This window comes from Sphingobacterium cavernae (genome assembly GCF_008520265.1).
GTDB lineage: Bacteria > Bacteroidota > Bacteroidia > Sphingobacteriales > Sphingobacteriaceae > Sphingobacterium > Sphingobacterium cavernae.
The window spans coordinates 267,567-283,823 of sequence record NZ_VIQM01000040.1; the positions used below are offsets into that span (position 1 = coordinate 267,567).

12 protein-coding genes and 4 tRNA genes are annotated in these 16,257 nt (G+C 36.9%); 11 read left to right on the top strand and 5 right to left on the bottom strand.

Annotation, left to right across the window (positions count from 1 at the left end; all coding sequences use genetic code 11):
- Positions 1 to 4: 4 nt before the first annotated feature.
- Together FLS47_RS08700 and blaOXA are read right to left on the bottom strand one after the other, a co-directional pair.
- Positions 5 to 844, bottom strand: a complete 840-nt coding sequence (locus tag FLS47_RS08700) for a DUF4886 domain-containing protein (RefSeq protein ID WP_149913977.1) — start codon at positions 842 to 844, stop codon at positions 5 to 7.
- A 16-nt stretch (positions 845 to 860) separates the two neighbouring features.
- The gene (gene blaOXA / locus FLS47_RS08705) at positions 861 to 1,679 is read right to left on the bottom strand and encodes a class D beta-lactamase (RefSeq protein WP_149913978.1); all 819 of its coding nucleotides are present in this window, start codon (positions 1,677 to 1,679) and stop codon (positions 861 to 863) included.
- Positions 1,680 to 1,819: 140 nt separating this feature from the next.
- Between blaOXA and FLS47_RS08710 the strand changes: the two genes are divergently transcribed.
- Genes FLS47_RS08710 through FLS47_RS08720 form a run of 3 tightly spaced genes read left to right on the top strand, consistent with a single transcriptional unit; the run spans position 1,820 to position 4,764 of the window.
- Positions 1,820 to 2,476 (top strand): protein-L-isoaspartate(D-aspartate) O-methyltransferase, encoded by a 657-nt coding sequence (locus FLS47_RS08710; protein WP_149913979.1) that lies wholly within the window; start codon positions 1,820 to 1,822, stop codon positions 2,474 to 2,476.
- Between the two features lie 50 nt (positions 2,477 to 2,526).
- Positions 2,527 to 4,332, top strand: coding sequence for a MutS-related protein (locus tag FLS47_RS08715; protein WP_149913980.1), 1,806 nt, complete (start codon positions 2,527 to 2,529; stop codon positions 4,330 to 4,332).
- A gap of 30 nt (positions 4,333 to 4,362) precedes the next feature.
- Positions 4,363 to 4,764: an acyl-CoA thioesterase gene (locus FLS47_RS08720; RefSeq protein WP_149913981.1), complete on the top strand. Its 402-nt coding sequence runs from the start codon at positions 4,363 to 4,365 to the stop codon at positions 4,762 to 4,764.
- 98 nt (positions 4,765 to 4,862) lie between these two features.
- Here FLS47_RS08720 and FLS47_RS08725 read toward each other — a convergent pair whose 3' ends face one another.
- Entirely contained in the window at positions 4,863 to 6,356 is a 1,494-nt protein-coding gene (locus tag FLS47_RS08725) for an SUMF1/EgtB/PvdO family nonheme iron enzyme (RefSeq protein ID WP_149913982.1), read from the bottom strand.
- A 120-nt stretch (positions 6,357 to 6,476) separates the two neighbouring features.
- Between FLS47_RS08725 and ispF the strand changes: the two genes are divergently transcribed.
- Entirely contained in the window at positions 6,477 to 6,953 is a 477-nt protein-coding gene (gene ispF / locus FLS47_RS08730) for a 2-C-methyl-D-erythritol 2,4-cyclodiphosphate synthase (RefSeq protein ID WP_149913983.1), read from the top strand.
- 1 nt (position 6,954) lies between these two features.
- Here the strand turns inward: ispF and FLS47_RS08735 are convergent, their stop codons facing one another.
- Positions 6,955 to 8,163 carry a TCR/Tet family MFS transporter gene (locus FLS47_RS08735; protein ID WP_149913984.1) on the bottom strand — a complete coding sequence of 403 codons (1,209 nt, stop codon included), beginning with the start codon at positions 8,161 to 8,163 and terminating at the stop codon, positions 6,955 to 6,957.
- A 99-nt stretch (positions 8,164 to 8,262) separates the two neighbouring features.
- On the opposite strand from FLS47_RS08735, the gene FLS47_RS08740 reads away from it, so the two are divergent.
- From FLS47_RS08740 to uvrC, 3 genes are all read left to right on the top strand, one after another.
- Entirely contained in the window at positions 8,263 to 10,404 is a 2,142-nt protein-coding gene (locus tag FLS47_RS08740) for a tetratricopeptide repeat protein (protein WP_149913985.1), read from the top strand.
- 16 nt (positions 10,405 to 10,420) lie between these two features.
- Positions 10,421 to 12,670 carry a penicillin-binding protein 1A gene (locus FLS47_RS08745; protein ID WP_149913986.1) on the top strand — a complete coding sequence of 750 codons (2,250 nt, stop codon included), beginning with the start codon at positions 10,421 to 10,423 and terminating at the stop codon, positions 12,668 to 12,670.
- Between the two features lie 73 nt (positions 12,671 to 12,743).
- Positions 12,744 to 14,543 (top strand): excinuclease ABC subunit UvrC, encoded by a 1,800-nt coding sequence (gene uvrC, locus FLS47_RS08750; RefSeq protein WP_149913987.1) that lies wholly within the window; start codon positions 12,744 to 12,746, stop codon positions 14,541 to 14,543.
- Between the two features lie 36 nt (positions 14,544 to 14,579).
- On the opposite strand, the gene era is transcribed toward uvrC, so the two are convergent.
- Positions 14,580 to 15,458, bottom strand: coding sequence for a GTPase Era (era, locus tag FLS47_RS08755; RefSeq protein WP_149913988.1), 879 nt, complete (start codon positions 15,456 to 15,458; stop codon positions 14,580 to 14,582).
- A 119-nt stretch (positions 15,459 to 15,577) separates the two neighbouring features.
- Here era and FLS47_RS08760 point away from each other — a divergent pair.
- From FLS47_RS08760 to FLS47_RS08775, 4 genes are all read left to right on the top strand, one after another.
- A tRNA-Met gene (locus tag FLS47_RS08760) sits at positions 15,578 to 15,649 on the top strand.
- Positions 15,650 to 15,693: 44 nt separating this feature from the next.
- Positions 15,694 to 15,765: transfer RNA gene (locus FLS47_RS08765), tRNA-Met, on the top strand.
- 44 nt (positions 15,766 to 15,809) lie between these two features.
- Positions 15,810 to 15,881 (top strand) — tRNA-Met (locus tag FLS47_RS08770).
- A gap of 44 nt (positions 15,882 to 15,925) precedes the next feature.
- Positions 15,926 to 15,997: transfer RNA gene (locus FLS47_RS08775), tRNA-Met, on the top strand.
- Positions 15,998 to 16,257: the final 260 nt, after the last annotated feature.

Consider the following 16,257-nt stretch of genomic DNA (forward strand, 5'->3'; position numbering starts at 1 on the left):
TATATTATAGTTTTATTTTTGATATTTTAAACGGTTTCTTTACCGCTTTATGAGCTGCTTGCTTGGCAATTTTAGCTTGGTTGTCGGTAACTTTTTCTGGTTTGTAACTATTCTTGCGTACATCAATACCAAATAACTTTTCATACCAAGTACAGGCCGCGGTGAATCTTCCATAGGTCAATTCCAAATGATAGCCATCACGTGTATAGGTGTCACCTTGCGAAGAAGTTCGGGCATTTTGAATAGCTGTTCCTGCTGGAATTACCATGTCAAAATCTTTTATTTTGCTGATTCTCTTTGTAGTATTCGCTATTGCTGTAAACATCTTAGATTGGCTGTTATCGTAATTCGCGAAACCTTTGTGATCAGAATCATGTTGATAAGCCCAAGTTTGGTGATACAATAATTTAGTGTGAGGCTTTTTCAAAGAATTGACATACTTTATTAATTCTGGTAAGTCATTCATAATTACATCGTATTGTCCCGAATAAGGACTTGCTTGTTGTAGGCTTATGTAATCCCATTCTTCATCTGCGATTGCTTTAGAAATACTCACATCCTTTGTCGCGACTTTTTTTCCGTCCAAACCTATTTTGCGATAAGCATATGCAGCTTTATCTTCACGTGATTTTTTGACATGAAGTTCGACAGATGCTCCACCAATGTACATATTTCCGATAATAATTTTTTTGCCATCAGCTTTTGCTAAATCATAAAGATAATTTTCGATTCCATCTTCCGAAAAACTATTTCCTATCGCTAGGACTTTTAAGATTTTATCTTGCGCGGAAGCACTTAAGCAAAAGAAAATTAATAGCAATAATGCTGTAGATATTTTTTTCATAGTATATGTGTGTTTCTTATAGGATTTGCAATAATTTTAAAACTTCTCGTGTCGCTAATTCTCGACCTTCTGCAAATTTACTTGTGTTATTTTGATCGATAGGTTCAACATTTAGTGCGAAATAAAATACATCAGGTTTTTTGTCTATTAGTCCGACAAACCAGCCATTATTATGATCGTTGTCTTGAGACCAGCCGGTTTTCCCAAAATAAATGTAATTAGATGTGTTTTCCTTTTCAAAAATGCGCAACATTTTATCATATGTTGAGTTTAGTATGGGCAATTTCTTCGTGTAAATACGTTGTAAGAAATCAACTTGCTCAAATGGCGAAATGCGGGATTTCCCCTCAATCCAAAAATTGGCAATTGTACTCTCATTTACATCCATATTATTGTAATGCAATTTGTTCAGATAAGTTTTCATACGCTTTTCACCAATATGTCGTGCAACATTTTGATAGCAAGGCAGACAGGAGGCTTGGAAGGCCTCACGTACTGTCATGTCTTTCTCCCAGGAGTCAAAAGCACGCTTTTCTCCATCCCATTTCATGGAATCATTCTCATCCTTTAGCACATTTGTTTCTAATGCAATAATGGAATTAACGATTTTAAATGTGCTAGCAGGCAAATATCCTTTTTCGGCTAGTTCAAAATTGTTAGAATAATAGGTTTTATTTTTTGAATCAAAAACTAAAATTGTACCCTTTAAATCTTGTTCGGATAAAATTTTTTCGATCTCACTTTTGAATTCTTCACTGCGCTTAGGGTTATCACCTTGAAAATCACAGGAACTAAAAATCACGAATAGAAGGGGTAGAAAATATCGTATTATCATAACATTTATTAAATTTATGAAATTACCTATTAAAAACTGTAAACCCTAAAATATGAAAGGAAAATCTAAACCTATTGGCTTCGAATTAATTGTATTTATTCTTTAATAATATGGGCAAACAATGGTATTTTTGACGAACGATGGCATATAAATTCATAGATAATTACAGAGAGAAGGGCGCAAGGAATAAGCTGGTAAAGCATCTAGAAAGTCGAGGTATACAGGATAAGCGTGTGCTCGAAGCCATCGGTAAAGTTCCACGTCATTACTTTTTTGACGAGACATTTTGGAATCAAGCATATAAAGATATTGCTTTCCCAATAGGCGATGGACAGACGATTTCGCAGCCGTATACGGTGGCTTATCAATCGGAATTATTGCATGTGAAAAAGGGAGATAAGGTGCTAGAAATTGGCACTGGGTCGGGTTACCAAACTTGTGTTTTGTTGGAGCTAGGCGCAGAAGTGTACACTATTGAGCGTCAGGAAAATTTGTACAATCGTACAATCCAAGTATTGCCTTACATGGGCTACAAGCCAAACTTCTTTTTAGGAGATGGTTCTAAAGGCATTGCTGAGCATGCGCCATATGATAAGATTATTGTAACTGCGGGAGCTCCATTCGTTCCTGAGATTATGCTTAAGCAATTGCGACTAGGCGGATTATTAGTTATTCCGGTAGGAGATGAGAAATCTCAAAAGATGGTTACGATTCTTCGCATAGGCGAAAATGATTTTGAACGTATAGAATTAGATACTTTTCGATTTGTTCCGTTGGTTGGCGATAAAGCTTGGTAATTTTATTAGCATTCCAATTCTTCAGGAGCTTTTGACTATCTTTAGCCCTAATGAAGGCATTCTACGAACAAAATATCCAACAGACAAAACAAGAACTTGCAGTTCTTGATAAAAATATCAACAGAAATAGTTTAATGCGATTGGCACTAATTCTAATTGGTGCTATAGCTTTATTCCAAATATTCCAAATGAACAATATTTGGATATTGCTTATTGCAGTTTTTGCGATCGTATTAGGCTTTGCATACTTAGTGCTGCGTCAAAGTAAGCTGGAAAAAATTCGTGATGAAAAGAAAGCGTTCTTACGTGTAAATGAGAATGAATTGAATGTGAAAGAGCATTCGGAAAACATATATCTTGATGGAATAGAGTTTGATGAACCAAAACATGCTTACATCTCCGATTTAGATATTTTCGGTCCAAAATCTTTATTTTCCTTAATCAATAGGGCAGCCACAAATGATGGTGTATCAATGCTAGCTTCATGGTTTTTGAAGGCAGCCAGCAAACATCGAATTTTGGAAAGACAGGAAGCAAGTGCTGAGTTAGCATCCAAAAGAGAATGGACGCAGTTATTGCAAACTAAATTGTTGTTTAATCTTGGGCAAAAGGTAAATATCAAAACTTTTCTCACGCGTTATATGGAAGACGGATCATTGAATTTTGGTTCATCCTTTATGCGTATATACGTCAAAATAGCGCCATTTCTTTTTGTGGTAGGCGTAATTTTGTCATTGTTTGTGACTCCCGTGTGGAATTATATGTTGCTTTTGGCGCTTATCCATTTGATGTGGGCAATGGCGTTAGGAGGTAAGGTTTCTTATTTTTCGAGTAGAATCGATAAGATTGGAGTTACTTTGATTGCGTATTCTGACGCAGTGAAAATGGTAGAAGATGAAAAATTTTCTTCGGAATTGAACCAAAAATTGCAAGTGGAATTAAAAACAGACAAACAGGAAAATTTATCAACAGCTTTTAAACATTTGGGGAGTCTAGTGGATAAATTAGATGCGCGTAATAATATCCTCGTTGGGGCTGTATTGAATATGCTTTTGCTTTGGGATTTCAAGCAAGTATTAGCCATCGTTGATTGGAAGAAGAATTATGAAGGTAATGTGCTAAAAGCATTTGATATTATCGCAGAATTTGAAGCATTATTGAGTCTAGCGACACTCAAAAGTAATTATCCGAATTGGTCTACACCGAAGATTTTAGACAGTGCACATAGTGATGGTATTTCAGCACTAGATATTAATCATCCGCTTATCAACAAAGATTTTGCAGTAGCAAATAATTATGAAGCTGCGGATCATCAGTTGGCGTTAATTACAGGTTCTAATATGGCAGGTAAAAGTACTTTCTTGCGTACTTTTGGGATTAATGCTGTGTTAGCGTATGCTGGAGCGGTGACTTGCGCATCGAAGTTTGAATTACCTATTTATAACTTAGTGAGTTATATGCGTATCAAAGATAGTTTGAATGAAAGTACTTCTACATTTAAGGCAGAATTGGATCGCATGAAGTTCATTTTGGATCAACTTTCAGCAAATTCCGACACATTTGTATTGATAGATGAAATGCTTCGAGGTACCAATTCTGTAGATAAATATCTAGGTTCAAAAGCTATAATACGTAAAATATTAGCAATAAATGGAAAAGGGATGGTCGCGACGCATGATTTGCAATTGGCAAGTTTGGAAGAAGAATATATAGGTCGTTTGAAAAATTACCATTTTGATATTCAGGTAAAAGACGGCGAAATGTTGTTTGATTATAAATTGAAAAATGGAAAATGTACGATTTTCAATGCTTCACTTTTGCTTAAAGGTATAGGGGTGGATGTGCAAAACGTTTAGAAATTGTACTTTTGTGCAAATAATTTAAAAATGACTTTAGAAGAGAGAATAGATCAGGCAGAGACAAGGGTGTGTACGACGGTATTTCCATTTTTGACGAATCACCATGACACTTTGTTTGGAGGGAAGGCCATGGCAATCATGGATGAAGTTTCATTTATGGCAGCGACTCGATTTTGTCGTAAAACATTGGTTACGGTATCGTCGGATAAGATTAATTTTGAAAAAGCTATTCCGTCGGGAAGTATCATTGAAGCTATTGCTCGCGTAGATAGTGTAGGGTGTACAAGTTTGAAAGTGAAAGTGGAAATTTATCTTGAGCATATGTACGAAGAAGGACGTGAGCTCGCTATACAAGGGATGTTTACGTTTGTCGCATTGGGAGAAGATAAAAAGCCGATTCCTGTATTAGAAGGATTGGATATTGAATAAAAGACAAATGGTTCGATTTTTAATCGAACCATTTGTCTTTTATTCCGCTTCATGTTAGAGATAATATATCTCAAAATTTCGGATTTATACGGATAAAGTTATTTTTTAGCGGGACCAAATACATTTCCTACCATGGTCATTGCACATCTAAAGCCAATCATTGCATTAGACTCATCTTGTTGCATATGACGACGTGTGCCAGGATTCAACCAATATGCTCGGTCATTCCAAGACCCACCTTTGTAAACTCTTGATTTATCATTTACCAAAGTTGTTTTACCGTATAGTTCTTTTTGCTCTTCGTCTTTGAATCCTCTTACATCACTATCGTATGCAGCTTGCTCATTTGTATTTTGTCCAGCTTGCAATTCTTCCCAAGTCTGTTTGCGAGGAGCTTTTGCCACTATTTTAATTGGTCTTCCATACTGATCTTTTGCTAACTTTCCTGTCTCCGCATCTTCATATTGGTTGTCCATGAAGACATGACCACGGTAAGGATTGAAATCCTCAAAATCTTCAAAAGAGAGTTGGCGATATACATCACTTACCCATTCATTGACATTACCAGCCATATTGTATAATCCAAAATCGTTTGGTTGATAGCTTTTTACAGGCACTGTAATATCTCCACCATCATTTAGATTACCAGCGACCCCCATATTATTTCCGCTTGTGATTTTGAAATTCGCCATCATACGGCCTTGTGTACGGCGTTTATGATCGCGAACACCTAATCCATTCCAAGGGTATGTTTTGTTTGATTCAATATTGCCTTCGAAAGTATTTCCGATCAGTCCAAGCGCAGCATATTCCCATTCGGCTTCTGTTGGCAGGCGATATGCCTGCTTCAATATGCCATCTTCCATACGTACAGTACGACGTGCATTTTGTTGAGCACCCGGGCGATTATCTTTAGGCATCTTATCACCATCTATTCCTTGACCTTGATATTGACCGTTTAAATATATTTCAGAATTGAATGGAGGATTTGTTTGTTGTTGCTGATTAACTGTTTGGTAATCTGCTAAAACCCCTCTTTGTCTCAAAATATGTTCGTTAACACGATCAGTACGCCATTGTGCATATGCATTTGCTTGATCCCATGAAACTCCTACAACAGGGTAATCTTGGAAAGACGGATGACGCAAATAAAAATTCACGTAGGGTTCATTGTATGATAAAGGATTACGCCATACTAAAGTATCGGGCAACGCATCGTAGTACATTTTACGATCTTGAGGGAAATTTTGTCCTATCCAATGCAAATATTCTAGCCAGTCTGCATTAGAAACTTCTGTCTCATCGATATAGAATGAAGCGACTGTAACACGACGTTTGAGATTGTCGTGCGCGTAAGCCACATCCTCATTGAGACTTCCGCCCATAACAAAAGTACCACCTTCTATTGCTATCAGTCCTGGACCTGGAGCTTGTTTAACTTTTCTATTTATTTGAAGGCCTCCATTATATGGATCGTTATACTTAACGCCAGTTTTATCAGATACATTATTTCTGTTGTTTTTACATGAAAAAACAGTAAATAAGCTTAATGTAATAAATATAGCTGCTAAACGTATACGCAAATTATGCATAGTATGGATCGAATTGGATTAATAGTAACATTCAAAAATAGAAATTATTTTAGAACATACTGCATAGTCTTGCCATTATTACTAATATTTTGTCCTTTTAAAAGCGTATTTTCGTCTATTATGAAAATTAAAGTAGGTTTTGGTTTTGATGTGCATCAGTTGAAAGAAGGGCATCCTTTTATTTTGGGCGGTGTACAATTAGAACATCATGCTGGTGCTTTTGGGCATTCTGATGCGGATGTATTGGTTCATGCTATTTGCGATGCTATTCTTGGCGCAGCGAATTTGGAAGATATTGGTTATCATTTTCCCAATACCGACATGAAATGGAAAGGTGTAAGTAGTTTATTGTTGTTAAAAGAATGTATGCGATTAATTGGCGAAAAAGGCTGGACGCTCGGGAATATTGATGCTATGCTTTGTTTAGAGGCGCCTAAAATTAAACCATATATTCCACAAATGAAGGTAAAAATCGCAGAAGCAACTGGACTTGATGTAGATGATATATCTATCAAAGCTACGACGAATGAGACAATGGGCTTTATCGGTCGCCAAGAAGGAGCGGTTGCTTATGCGGTGTGTTTAATACAAAAATAAATCATTTCTTTCTGAAATATACGCACGCAATAATAAGTGCTGTAATGGCTAAAGCAGCGGACAATATAAATGGTGCACCTGGAAAATACGGGTGCACATCTTTTTTAGAAAAGTAAGCGAATAAACTTGTCATTAACAAAGGACCGATAATAGAAGTTAGACTAATCACCGATGTAATTCCACCTTGAATTTGTCCTTGCTCATTTTGAGGAATGCGATCCGAAATATAGCTTTGCAATGCTGGACCAGCAATTCCTGCCGACACAAAAAATATACTGATCGCATACATCATCCAGCTGGCAGAAGCAAATCCAAAAAGGGAATACGCTAATACATATAGAATTAATCCAGTAAGAATTGCTTTTTGTAAGCCAAGTTTGGGAATAGCAATACGTATCAGTCCTGCTTGCACAATCATCAATAACGTACCAACAAAGCCTAAGGAAAGTCCCACCATTCTTTCGTCCCAACTGAATTTTTCCATCGTGTAATAAGACCACGTACTTTGCACAGCGTTAGCTGCAATATTGATCAGGAAAATACAAACTATCAGAGGAATGATATTTGGGTATGATTTTATATGTTTGAATGCGCCGATAGGATTGGCATTTTTCCAGCTAAAAGGTCTTCGCAATTCGAGTTTCAGGGATTCTGGAATTACAAAATAGCCGTATACAACATTTAATAGGCATAACCCTGCTGCCGCAAAGAATGGAATACGTGAGCCGTATTGTCCTAAAACACCACCTAAAACAGGTCCCAGAATGAATCCCAACCCAAATGCTGCGCCCAGAAGTCCAAAATTTTGTGCTTTATTTTGAGGGGTACTGATATCTGCAATATAAGCTGCTGCGACAGTATGGCTTGCGCCAGTGACTCCAGCTACTAAGCGTCCTATAAAAAGCCAAAGAATTGATGGCGCGAGACCCGTCAAAATATAGTTAATACAAAATCCAAACAGTGAAAAGAGCAGAATGGGTCTTCTCCCGTATTTGTCACTCAAATTGCCGAGCACCGAAGCAAAGAAGAATTGCGCAAATGCATAGACAAAAACCAGCCATCCACCATAGGTCGAGGCTTGACTCAAATCGCCATGGATGAGTTCTTGAATAAGTTTGGGCATCACCGGAATGATTATGCCTAAGCCAATCGAATCAATGACAACTGTGATAAATATAAACAATAAGCCTTTAGACGACGATGCTTTCATATTTTGTACCTTAAAGGTAAGGATTCAAATAGTATTAACTAATTATTTTAGGTAAATGCTTTGATCTACATTCGCTTATGCGTACCTGAAATATTATATTTGAATACTTACTTGACCAATTTGGTAATTGTGAATCAGCTTTCAAAAGTCTTTCTGTATGGCGTATTCCTCATCATTCTATTGGTGGAAGTAGGTTGTCGTTCGGTGAATAATACTTCAGTAGCTTTGAAAACTTCCAACTCGGCAGCGTTCAAATTACGTTATAACGCACTATATAATGTCGATAAAGTGTTAAAGGAAGCTGAGGAAGGAATGGTAAGGGAAGAAATTATTTGGTTACCGAATTCCTTGTTTGGTGTGCCAGATTTTAAATACGAGAAAGATGTTGAAGCTGCGATTCTGAAGTTACTAGAATTATTACCACAAGCAACAGATTCAGATTTCAAAAATAGCCTATATTTTAAATTAGGAAAAGCCTATTACCTCAAAGCAGATTATTACACCTCACTCGAATATTTTGCATTATCGGAGAACAATTTATTGACGTCAGATATTATATTCTGGAAATCTAGAGTGCTTAGTCATATTGGAAAAGAGCAAATCGCTTTGCAATTACTGGAGAAATTAAGTGCTGATAGTTTATCTAAAAAAGATAAAAGTATTTATGCTGCACATAAAGCTGAAATATTTTTTCAACTAGATAACTTGGATTCAGCAATATTTTATCTTGAAAAAGCATTAGCGAATAATGTTCCTAAAAAATATAAAAAGTATTGGCAATTAAAATTAGGGGAGCGATTGTCTATAAAAAATCCCGATAAAGCTGTTGGGTATTTGCATCAACTTGCTCGATCGAATACTGCACCTTCCGAATTGAAATTGCAAGCCGAGATTGAATTGATTTCCTTACAGCAATTCGAACGAAGTCAGCAGATCGTGAAATTGGAAGCTCTAAATAAAAAAGGCTATACGATAGGAAAGGAGCGGCAGCTGGATTTTGCGCTGGCAAATTTGTATACCGAGTATCTAATGAGTGATTCAGCAAGTCACTATTTTGAGAAAGTATTAGAGCAGGACGATACGCCTTCTCTATTAATAAGTAAATCACATTTTGAATTGGCTAAACTTTTTGTCAAAGATAAGATGTATGATCTAGCACAAAATCAGTTTGAAAGTATCCAACCCAACTATTTGATTTATTTTGAGCGTAAAGATCAAAAAATAATAACGAATTCTACAGAATTGCTTAATCTGCTAAAATCGGAAGCCACAGATAAAATGATGTCTCATGCTAAGTATGATTTAGCCAAGTTCTACATTAATCTTGGTTTGCAAGATGAAGCTTTGTCTATTATAGAAAAGTTGGATATTAAAGATACTGCCTTTGATTACTTACACCTTTCTGCGCTTCTGGATACGTCAAAAGTTGACATCTTGAATAATAAATATTCTGAGTTGATTACTCAAAGACAACAGTTTTTTACGGTTTATTCAAATTTATATGCTCAATATCAGCTAGACAGTTTCCAGAATGTAATAGTTGGGGTAGAGAATTTAGTTAATGATTCTAGCTTATTCCCGCAAGATCGATCACGGTTGGCTTATTTGAAAGCATTTGCGATTGGACATATCTTTCCTGTTGATTCTTTGTTAAGATCTTTTACAGAAATTTTAACAAGATATAATCAGGACAGAGCGATTGTAAAAAGTGTTCATTCACATATCGATTTTATCGAAAGGAATAAGTCAATGTTTGCGAACCGTCAAATTGCATTAGAAAAGGCAATATTGTTGGTTGCTGATTTAGGTGCAATAGATAATGATAAAACTACATTGGAATTCGTTACCGATTCTTCAATTAATAAAACTGGAACATTTATTGACTATAAACTACCGGAATTAGAACCATATTATTTTGTTGTCCTTGTAGATGATCTCAAAATTAATTTGTCGGCTACACGTTATGGAATAGGTCAATTTATTCGTACAAGGTTTCCCCGTCAGGGCTATGGGCATAATTTATCTGAGTTAGATAATTCACATCAAATGATTAAGGTTGGGGTATTTGAAAATTTGGAGACTGCTAAAGAATTTGAAAGCAAGATTCTGAATTTGCTGCCTCAAATAATCAAAATTGATGAAAAAAAATATAGTACATTTGTAGTTCCAAAATCAGTATTGGATATGTCTGAAGAGATGTCCTTTATAAATGATTATTTGAAGAAATATATAGAAAATTAGTGTTCTACGTGATAACATGAAGAGAGAATCGAAGAATAGTAAACTGACAGCAGAAGATATAAAACGTTATACCCGCAGGTTCTGGGTAATATTGTTAGGGCTAATTGGATTTGGTGCGTTGTTTTTATTTTTAGTGCGTATCGGTTTGTTTGGAAAATTACCAAGCTTTGATGAATTAGAGAATCCTCAAAGTAATCTGGCTTCCGAAATTTTGACTGATGATAATCGTGTATTAGGGACATATTATAGACAAAATCGTTCCAATGTTGAGTTTAGTGATCTCTCTCCATATTTAGTTCAAGCCTTGATTTCCACAGAAGATAAGCGTTTTTATGGACATTCTGGTATTGACTATTCGCGTACAATAACTACGGTTTTCCACACTTTAATGGGAAACAAACAAGGGGGAAGTACGATTACACAACAGTTAGCATTAAATCTTTTTGCAGAGAAAAGAGAACGTAATACGATTAAGCGTATTATGCAAAAATTGCAAGAATGGATTACGGCGGTGCGTTTGGAGCGAAATTATACCAAAGAAGAGATTATAATGATGTACTTCAATACCGTAGATTTTGGCTATAAAAATACATATGGTATAAAGTCCGCATCACGTACTTTTTTCAATAAGACTCCGGATAAACTGTCCATTGAAGAGGCTGCGGTATTGGTGGGTATGTTAAAAGGACCTTCGATGTATTCTCCCGTTCGTAACGTCGAACGTTCCCAAGAGCGTCGCAATTTGGTGATGGCAAATATGCGCAACGAGGGTTTTATTACTTCAGAAGAATTAGAAGCGGCTAAAGTCAAACCATTGAAACTAGATTTGAATGTTTCAAGTTATGGTGAAGGTCTTGCTCCTTACTTCAGAGCGGTTTTAAAAGATGAAATTAAGAAAGAATTTCAACGTCTTGGTATTACTAAAGAAGATGGAACGCCATATGATTTGGATAAAGATGGATTGAAAATTTATACGCCAATAAATTATGAAATGCAAGAATATGCAGAAGCTGCACAGAAAGAGTGGATGCAAAAATTGCAAAACGAATTTAATAAGCAATGGCGAAATCGAAGTGCGTTCACAGGAGAAAGAGCAAAGCTTCTAGAAACTGGTATGCGTCGTTCGGATCGTTATATCCAAATGAAGAATGATGGGGCTACGGATGCAGAAATCAAAAAAGCATTCAATACCAAAGCACAGATGACCATATTCACTTGGCGTGGAAACGTAGATACGCTGATGACGCCTATGGATTCCATCAAATACAATAAGCTGATACTACGTAATTCTTTGATGTCGATGGAGCCAAAAACAGGACACATCAAGGCTTGGGTTGGAGGTATTAACTTTGAACATTACAAATACGATCAGGTAAAAATGGGTATCCGTCAAGTAGGTTCTACAGCCAAACCTTTTACATATGCTGTAGCAATTGACAATGATTATTCGCCTTGTCAACCTATCCCGAATTACCAACAAACGTATGGTGATTGGACACCAAGAGGTACAGTGCAGGGAGGTAATCCTATTACGTTAAAAAATGCGTTGAAGTATTCGCAGAATTATGCTTCTGCTTATTTAATAAACCTTGTAGGGGCTTCTAATGTGGCTGATTTGACACGCAAAATGGGAATTACGTCTAATGTCCCTAACTATCCATCTATTGCCTTAGGAGCTTACGAAGCCTCAGTGTACGATATGGTGGGTGCATATTCTGCTTTTGTGAATCATGGAACTTGGATTAAGCCGATGATGATTTTACGTGTGGAGACTAAAGATGGAACTGTTTTATATGAGAATAGACCTGACATTAAAAAAGTATTGAACAGCGAATCTGCTTACATTATGGTGGACATGCTAAAAGGTGTTGTTGATGGAGGTACTGGTAGTCGTCTTCGTCGTGCTGAATTTGGAGGTTTGACTTACCCGATGGGTGGTAAAACAGGTACAACAAATGATAATTCGGATGCATGGTTTATTGGTGTGACACCAGAATTGGTGACGGGCGTATGGACAGGCGCTGAAGACCGCAGTATTAGTTTTAGCAATATGCAATACGGACAAGGTGCTGCTGCAGCACTTCCTGTATTTGGATTATATATGAAACGCGTTTACGCCAATTCAAAATTAAATTATTCAAAAGGTGATTTTCCTGAGCCTCCAGGAGGAATGACGCGTACAATTGATTGTTCTAAATACGGTGGTGTATATCATGGCGGAGAGCCACAAGAGCCTGAATTGCAGGATGACCGTTTAGGTTTTTAAAATATTTAAAATTAATAATACGCCAGATAATGAATTTTCGTAATTTGTTGTCTGGCATTTTTGTTTCGCATTGATGAGTTCGTTTGATTACAAAGAAGAGTTAAAAAAGATTCCGCATAAGCCTGGGGTTTATCAATATTTTGATAAAGAGGATGTATTGATTTATGTGGGCAAGGCCAAAGATTTAAGAAATCGTGTAAGCTCTTACTTTGTAAATGATAGACAACTCAATTCGAAGACCCGTGTGTTGGTTCGTAAGATTCAACGTATTGCCTTCACGATTGTCGACACAGAAATCGATGCTTGGTTGTTGGAAAATAATCTCATCAAAAAGCATAAACCTCGCTATAATGTGATGCTCAAGGATGACAAAACTTATCCTTGGATTGTTATTAAAAACGAAAATTTTCCACGCGTATTTTGGACGCGTAAGTACATCAAAGACGGCTCTACTTACTTCGGGCCTTATGCATCGGTTGGGATGATGCATATCGTCTTGGACACGATTCGAGAATTATTTCCTTTGCGTACCTGCAACCTTAATCTTGCGCCAGAGCAAATTGCCAAAGGCAAATACAAAGTCTGTCTGGAATACCAAATTGGAAATTGCAAAGGTCCATGTGAAGGTTTACAAACTTTGGAAGATTACGATCAAAATCTTTCGGATGTCAAAGACATTTTGAATGGTAAAATTGCTGTTGTAAAAAATCGGATTAAAGCGAATTTGAATGATGCTGCTTCTGCGTTGAATTTCGAATTGGCACATTACCTCAAAAACAAATTAGATAAGCTTGATAATTACCAATCAAAATCTACAGTTGTAAGTTCTTCCATTACGAATGTGGATGTGTTTAGCATTGCTTCCGATGATAGTTTGGCTTTCGTGAATTTCTTAAAAGTGGTGAATGGCGTTGTCATTCAGACACAGACATTGGAAATGAAAAAGCGATTGGATGAAACAGATGCCGAATTGTTGCAAATTGCTATTCCTGAAATTCGAAATCGATATAAATCGGTTTCTCGGGAAATTATTGTCCCTTTTGATTTGGAAATCGAAGGGATTCCAGATTTCGTGAAATTCACCGTTCCTAAACTTGGCGACAAGCGCAAATTGCTAGATTTATCGTTGAAAAATGTAGCATACTTCAAGAAAGAAAGAATGTTGCAATACGAAAAACTGAATCCAGAAGTACGAACAGATCGTTTGTTGTTGCAGATGCAAAAGGATTTACGTTTGAATGTATTGCCTCGCCATATTGAATGTTTTGATAACTCTAATATTCAAGGTAATTATCCTGTATCAGCAATCGTTGTTTTCAAGGATGGCAAGCCATCAAAGAAAGATTACCGACATTTCAATGTGAAAACAGTAGAAGGACCAAATGACTTTGCAACGATGGAAGAAGCAGTGCATCGTCGCTACAGAAGGATGTTGGATGAAGGACATGAGTTGCCACAATTAATCGTAATTGATGGTGGTAAAGGTCAATTGGGCGCAGCATTGAAAAGTTTGCGTCTACTGGGTATAGAGAAAAAAGTAACAGTCATAGGTATCGCTAAACGATTGGAAGAACTGTTCTATCCTGGTGATCAATATCCGTTGTATTTAGACAAAAAATCCGAAACGTTGAAAATCATTCAACATCTGCGGGATGAAGCACATCGTTTTGGTATTACATTTCACCGCAATCAACGAAGTCGCAAAACTTTTGTATCCGAATTAGAAAATATTCCAGGAATCGGAAAAACTACTGTAGAGAAACTTTTAAAGGAGTTTAAATCCGTAAAGCGTATCAAAGAGCAATCGGAAGAAGAATTAAAAAAAGTGCTTAATCTAAAACAGATAAAAGCACTTCGAGAGTATTTTCAATAATAATTCAGCTATAAGACGCTGAATTATTTATTATTATTAGTCTTCGTAACCAAATCTTTTTAAGATATTTTTCTTGGCTCTCCAATCTGGAACTACTTTAACAAAAAGCTCTAAAAATACCTTTCCGCCGATGAATTCTTCAATATCTTGGCGAGCATATGTGCCCACTTTTTTGATCATTGAGCCCCCAGTACCTACGATAATGTTTTTTTGTGAATCGCGCTCGACATATATTTCGGCAGATATTCTTGTAATATTATTTTCTTCTTTGTACGAAGTGACAGCCACTTCCGTACTGTAAGGGATTTCTTTTGAATACAATTTAAAGATCTTTTCGCGAATCATTTCAGAAGCAAAGAAACGCATAGATTTGTCCGTCAATTCATCTTTTTCGTAATATGGCGGATGTACTGGAAGCCTATCTTTGATATAGGTAAGGATAGGAGGTACATTATAGCCTAATAAAGCCGACATCGCAAAAATAGCTTCGGGATTAAGTTTCTCCTTCCAATATTCAATTTTTGCACGAACTTCTTCTTCTGTTGATTTATCTATTTTATTAATTAATACTGCAATCGAAGAAGTAGTGTTTTTCAATTTTGTGATAACATCTTCCTCGTCGTGCTTCTCATTGATATCAGTCACAAATAAAATAATGTCTGCATCTATCAGCGATCCTTCTACAAAACTCATCATAGATTCTTGCAAAGAATACTTAGGTACGATGATACCAGGCGTGTCGGAAAAGATGATTTGATGATCTTCATCGTTGACAATTCCCATAATACGGTGGCGAGTTGTTTGAGCTTTAGGAGTAATGATAGACATTTTTTCACCTACTAAAGCATTCATTAGCGTAGACTTACCTGCATTTGGCTTACCTATGATACTTACGAATCCAGCTTTGTGCGACATTATTTAAATATTTATTTGTTTTACAAAGAAACAAATAATATCTTTGTACTCCAATTAAGGGAGTAAATAATCTTTGATTTTGACATTAAGAACAAAGATTATGATATATAAAAATATAATGCGGGATGGAGCAGTGGTAGCTCGTCGGGCTCATAACCCGAAGGTCATCAGTTCGAGTCTGGTTCCCGCTACTAAAAATTAAGATCTAACGCGAGGTTAGGTTTACAAAACATAATGCGGGATGGAGCAGTGGTAGCTCGTCGGGCTCATAACCCGAAGGTCATCAGTTCGAGTCTGGTTCCCGCTACTAATATTAAAAGTCTAACGCGAGGTTAGGTTTACAAAACATAATGCGGGGTGGAGCAGTGGTAGCTCGTCGGGCTCATAACCCGAAGGTCATCAGTTCGAGTCTGGTCCCCGCTACTAATATTAAAAGTCTAACGCGAGGTTAGATTTTCACAACATAATGCGGGATGGAGCAGTGGTAGCTCGTCGGGCTCATAACCCGAAGGTCATCAGTTCGAGTCTGGTTCCCGCTACTAAAAATTAAAGCCTTACACTTCGGTGTGAGGCTTTTTTATTGGTGCGCCCGGCATGGGCGATAACTCTAGGGTGCAAGTCCCGAACACGCCATTACAGTTGGAAGTGTTAGCCGAAGGCAAGGGTGTCCACCGTGAGGTGGAATCTGAAGGAAGCATTAGGCAAACTCTCGGTCTGACGGACAGAAACTACATATAAGGCCTAAGCTGCTGGATGAGGTTGCCAAACAAACTAAAGTCCTATACTGTACAGAAGCATC

Coding starts and splice junctions, on each gene's coding strand:
- FLS47_RS08700 (WP_149913977.1), bottom strand. CDS start 844: ATGAAAAAAATATCTACAGCATTATTGCTATTAATTTTCTTTTGCTTA.
- blaOXA (WP_149913978.1), bottom strand. CDS start 1,679: ATGATAATACGATATTTTCTACCCCTTCTATTCGTGATTTTTAGTTCC.
- FLS47_RS08710 (WP_149913979.1), top strand. CDS start 1,820: ATGGCATATAAATTCATAGATAATTACAGAGAGAAGGGCGCAAGGAAT.
- FLS47_RS08715 (WP_149913980.1), top strand. CDS start 2,527: ATGAAGGCATTCTACGAACAAAATATCCAACAGACAAAACAAGAACTT.
- FLS47_RS08720 (WP_149913981.1), top strand. CDS start 4,363: ATGACTTTAGAAGAGAGAATAGATCAGGCAGAGACAAGGGTGTGTACG.
- FLS47_RS08725 (WP_149913982.1), bottom strand. CDS start 6,356: ATGCATAATTTGCGTATACGTTTAGCAGCTATATTTATTACATTAAGC.
- ispF (WP_149913983.1), top strand. CDS start 6,477: ATGAAAATTAAAGTAGGTTTTGGTTTTGATGTGCATCAGTTGAAAGAA.
- FLS47_RS08735 (WP_149913984.1), bottom strand. CDS start 8,163: ATGAAAGCATCGTCGTCTAAAGGCTTATTGTTTATATTTATCACAGTT.
- FLS47_RS08745 (WP_149913986.1), top strand. CDS start 10,421: ATGAAGAGAGAATCGAAGAATAGTAAACTGACAGCAGAAGATATAAAA.
- uvrC (WP_149913987.1), top strand. CDS start 12,744: ATGAGTTCGTTTGATTACAAAGAAGAGTTAAAAAAGATTCCGCATAAG.
- era (WP_149913988.1), bottom strand. CDS start 15,458: ATGTCGCACAAAGCTGGATTCGTAAGTATCATAGGTAAGCCAAATGCA.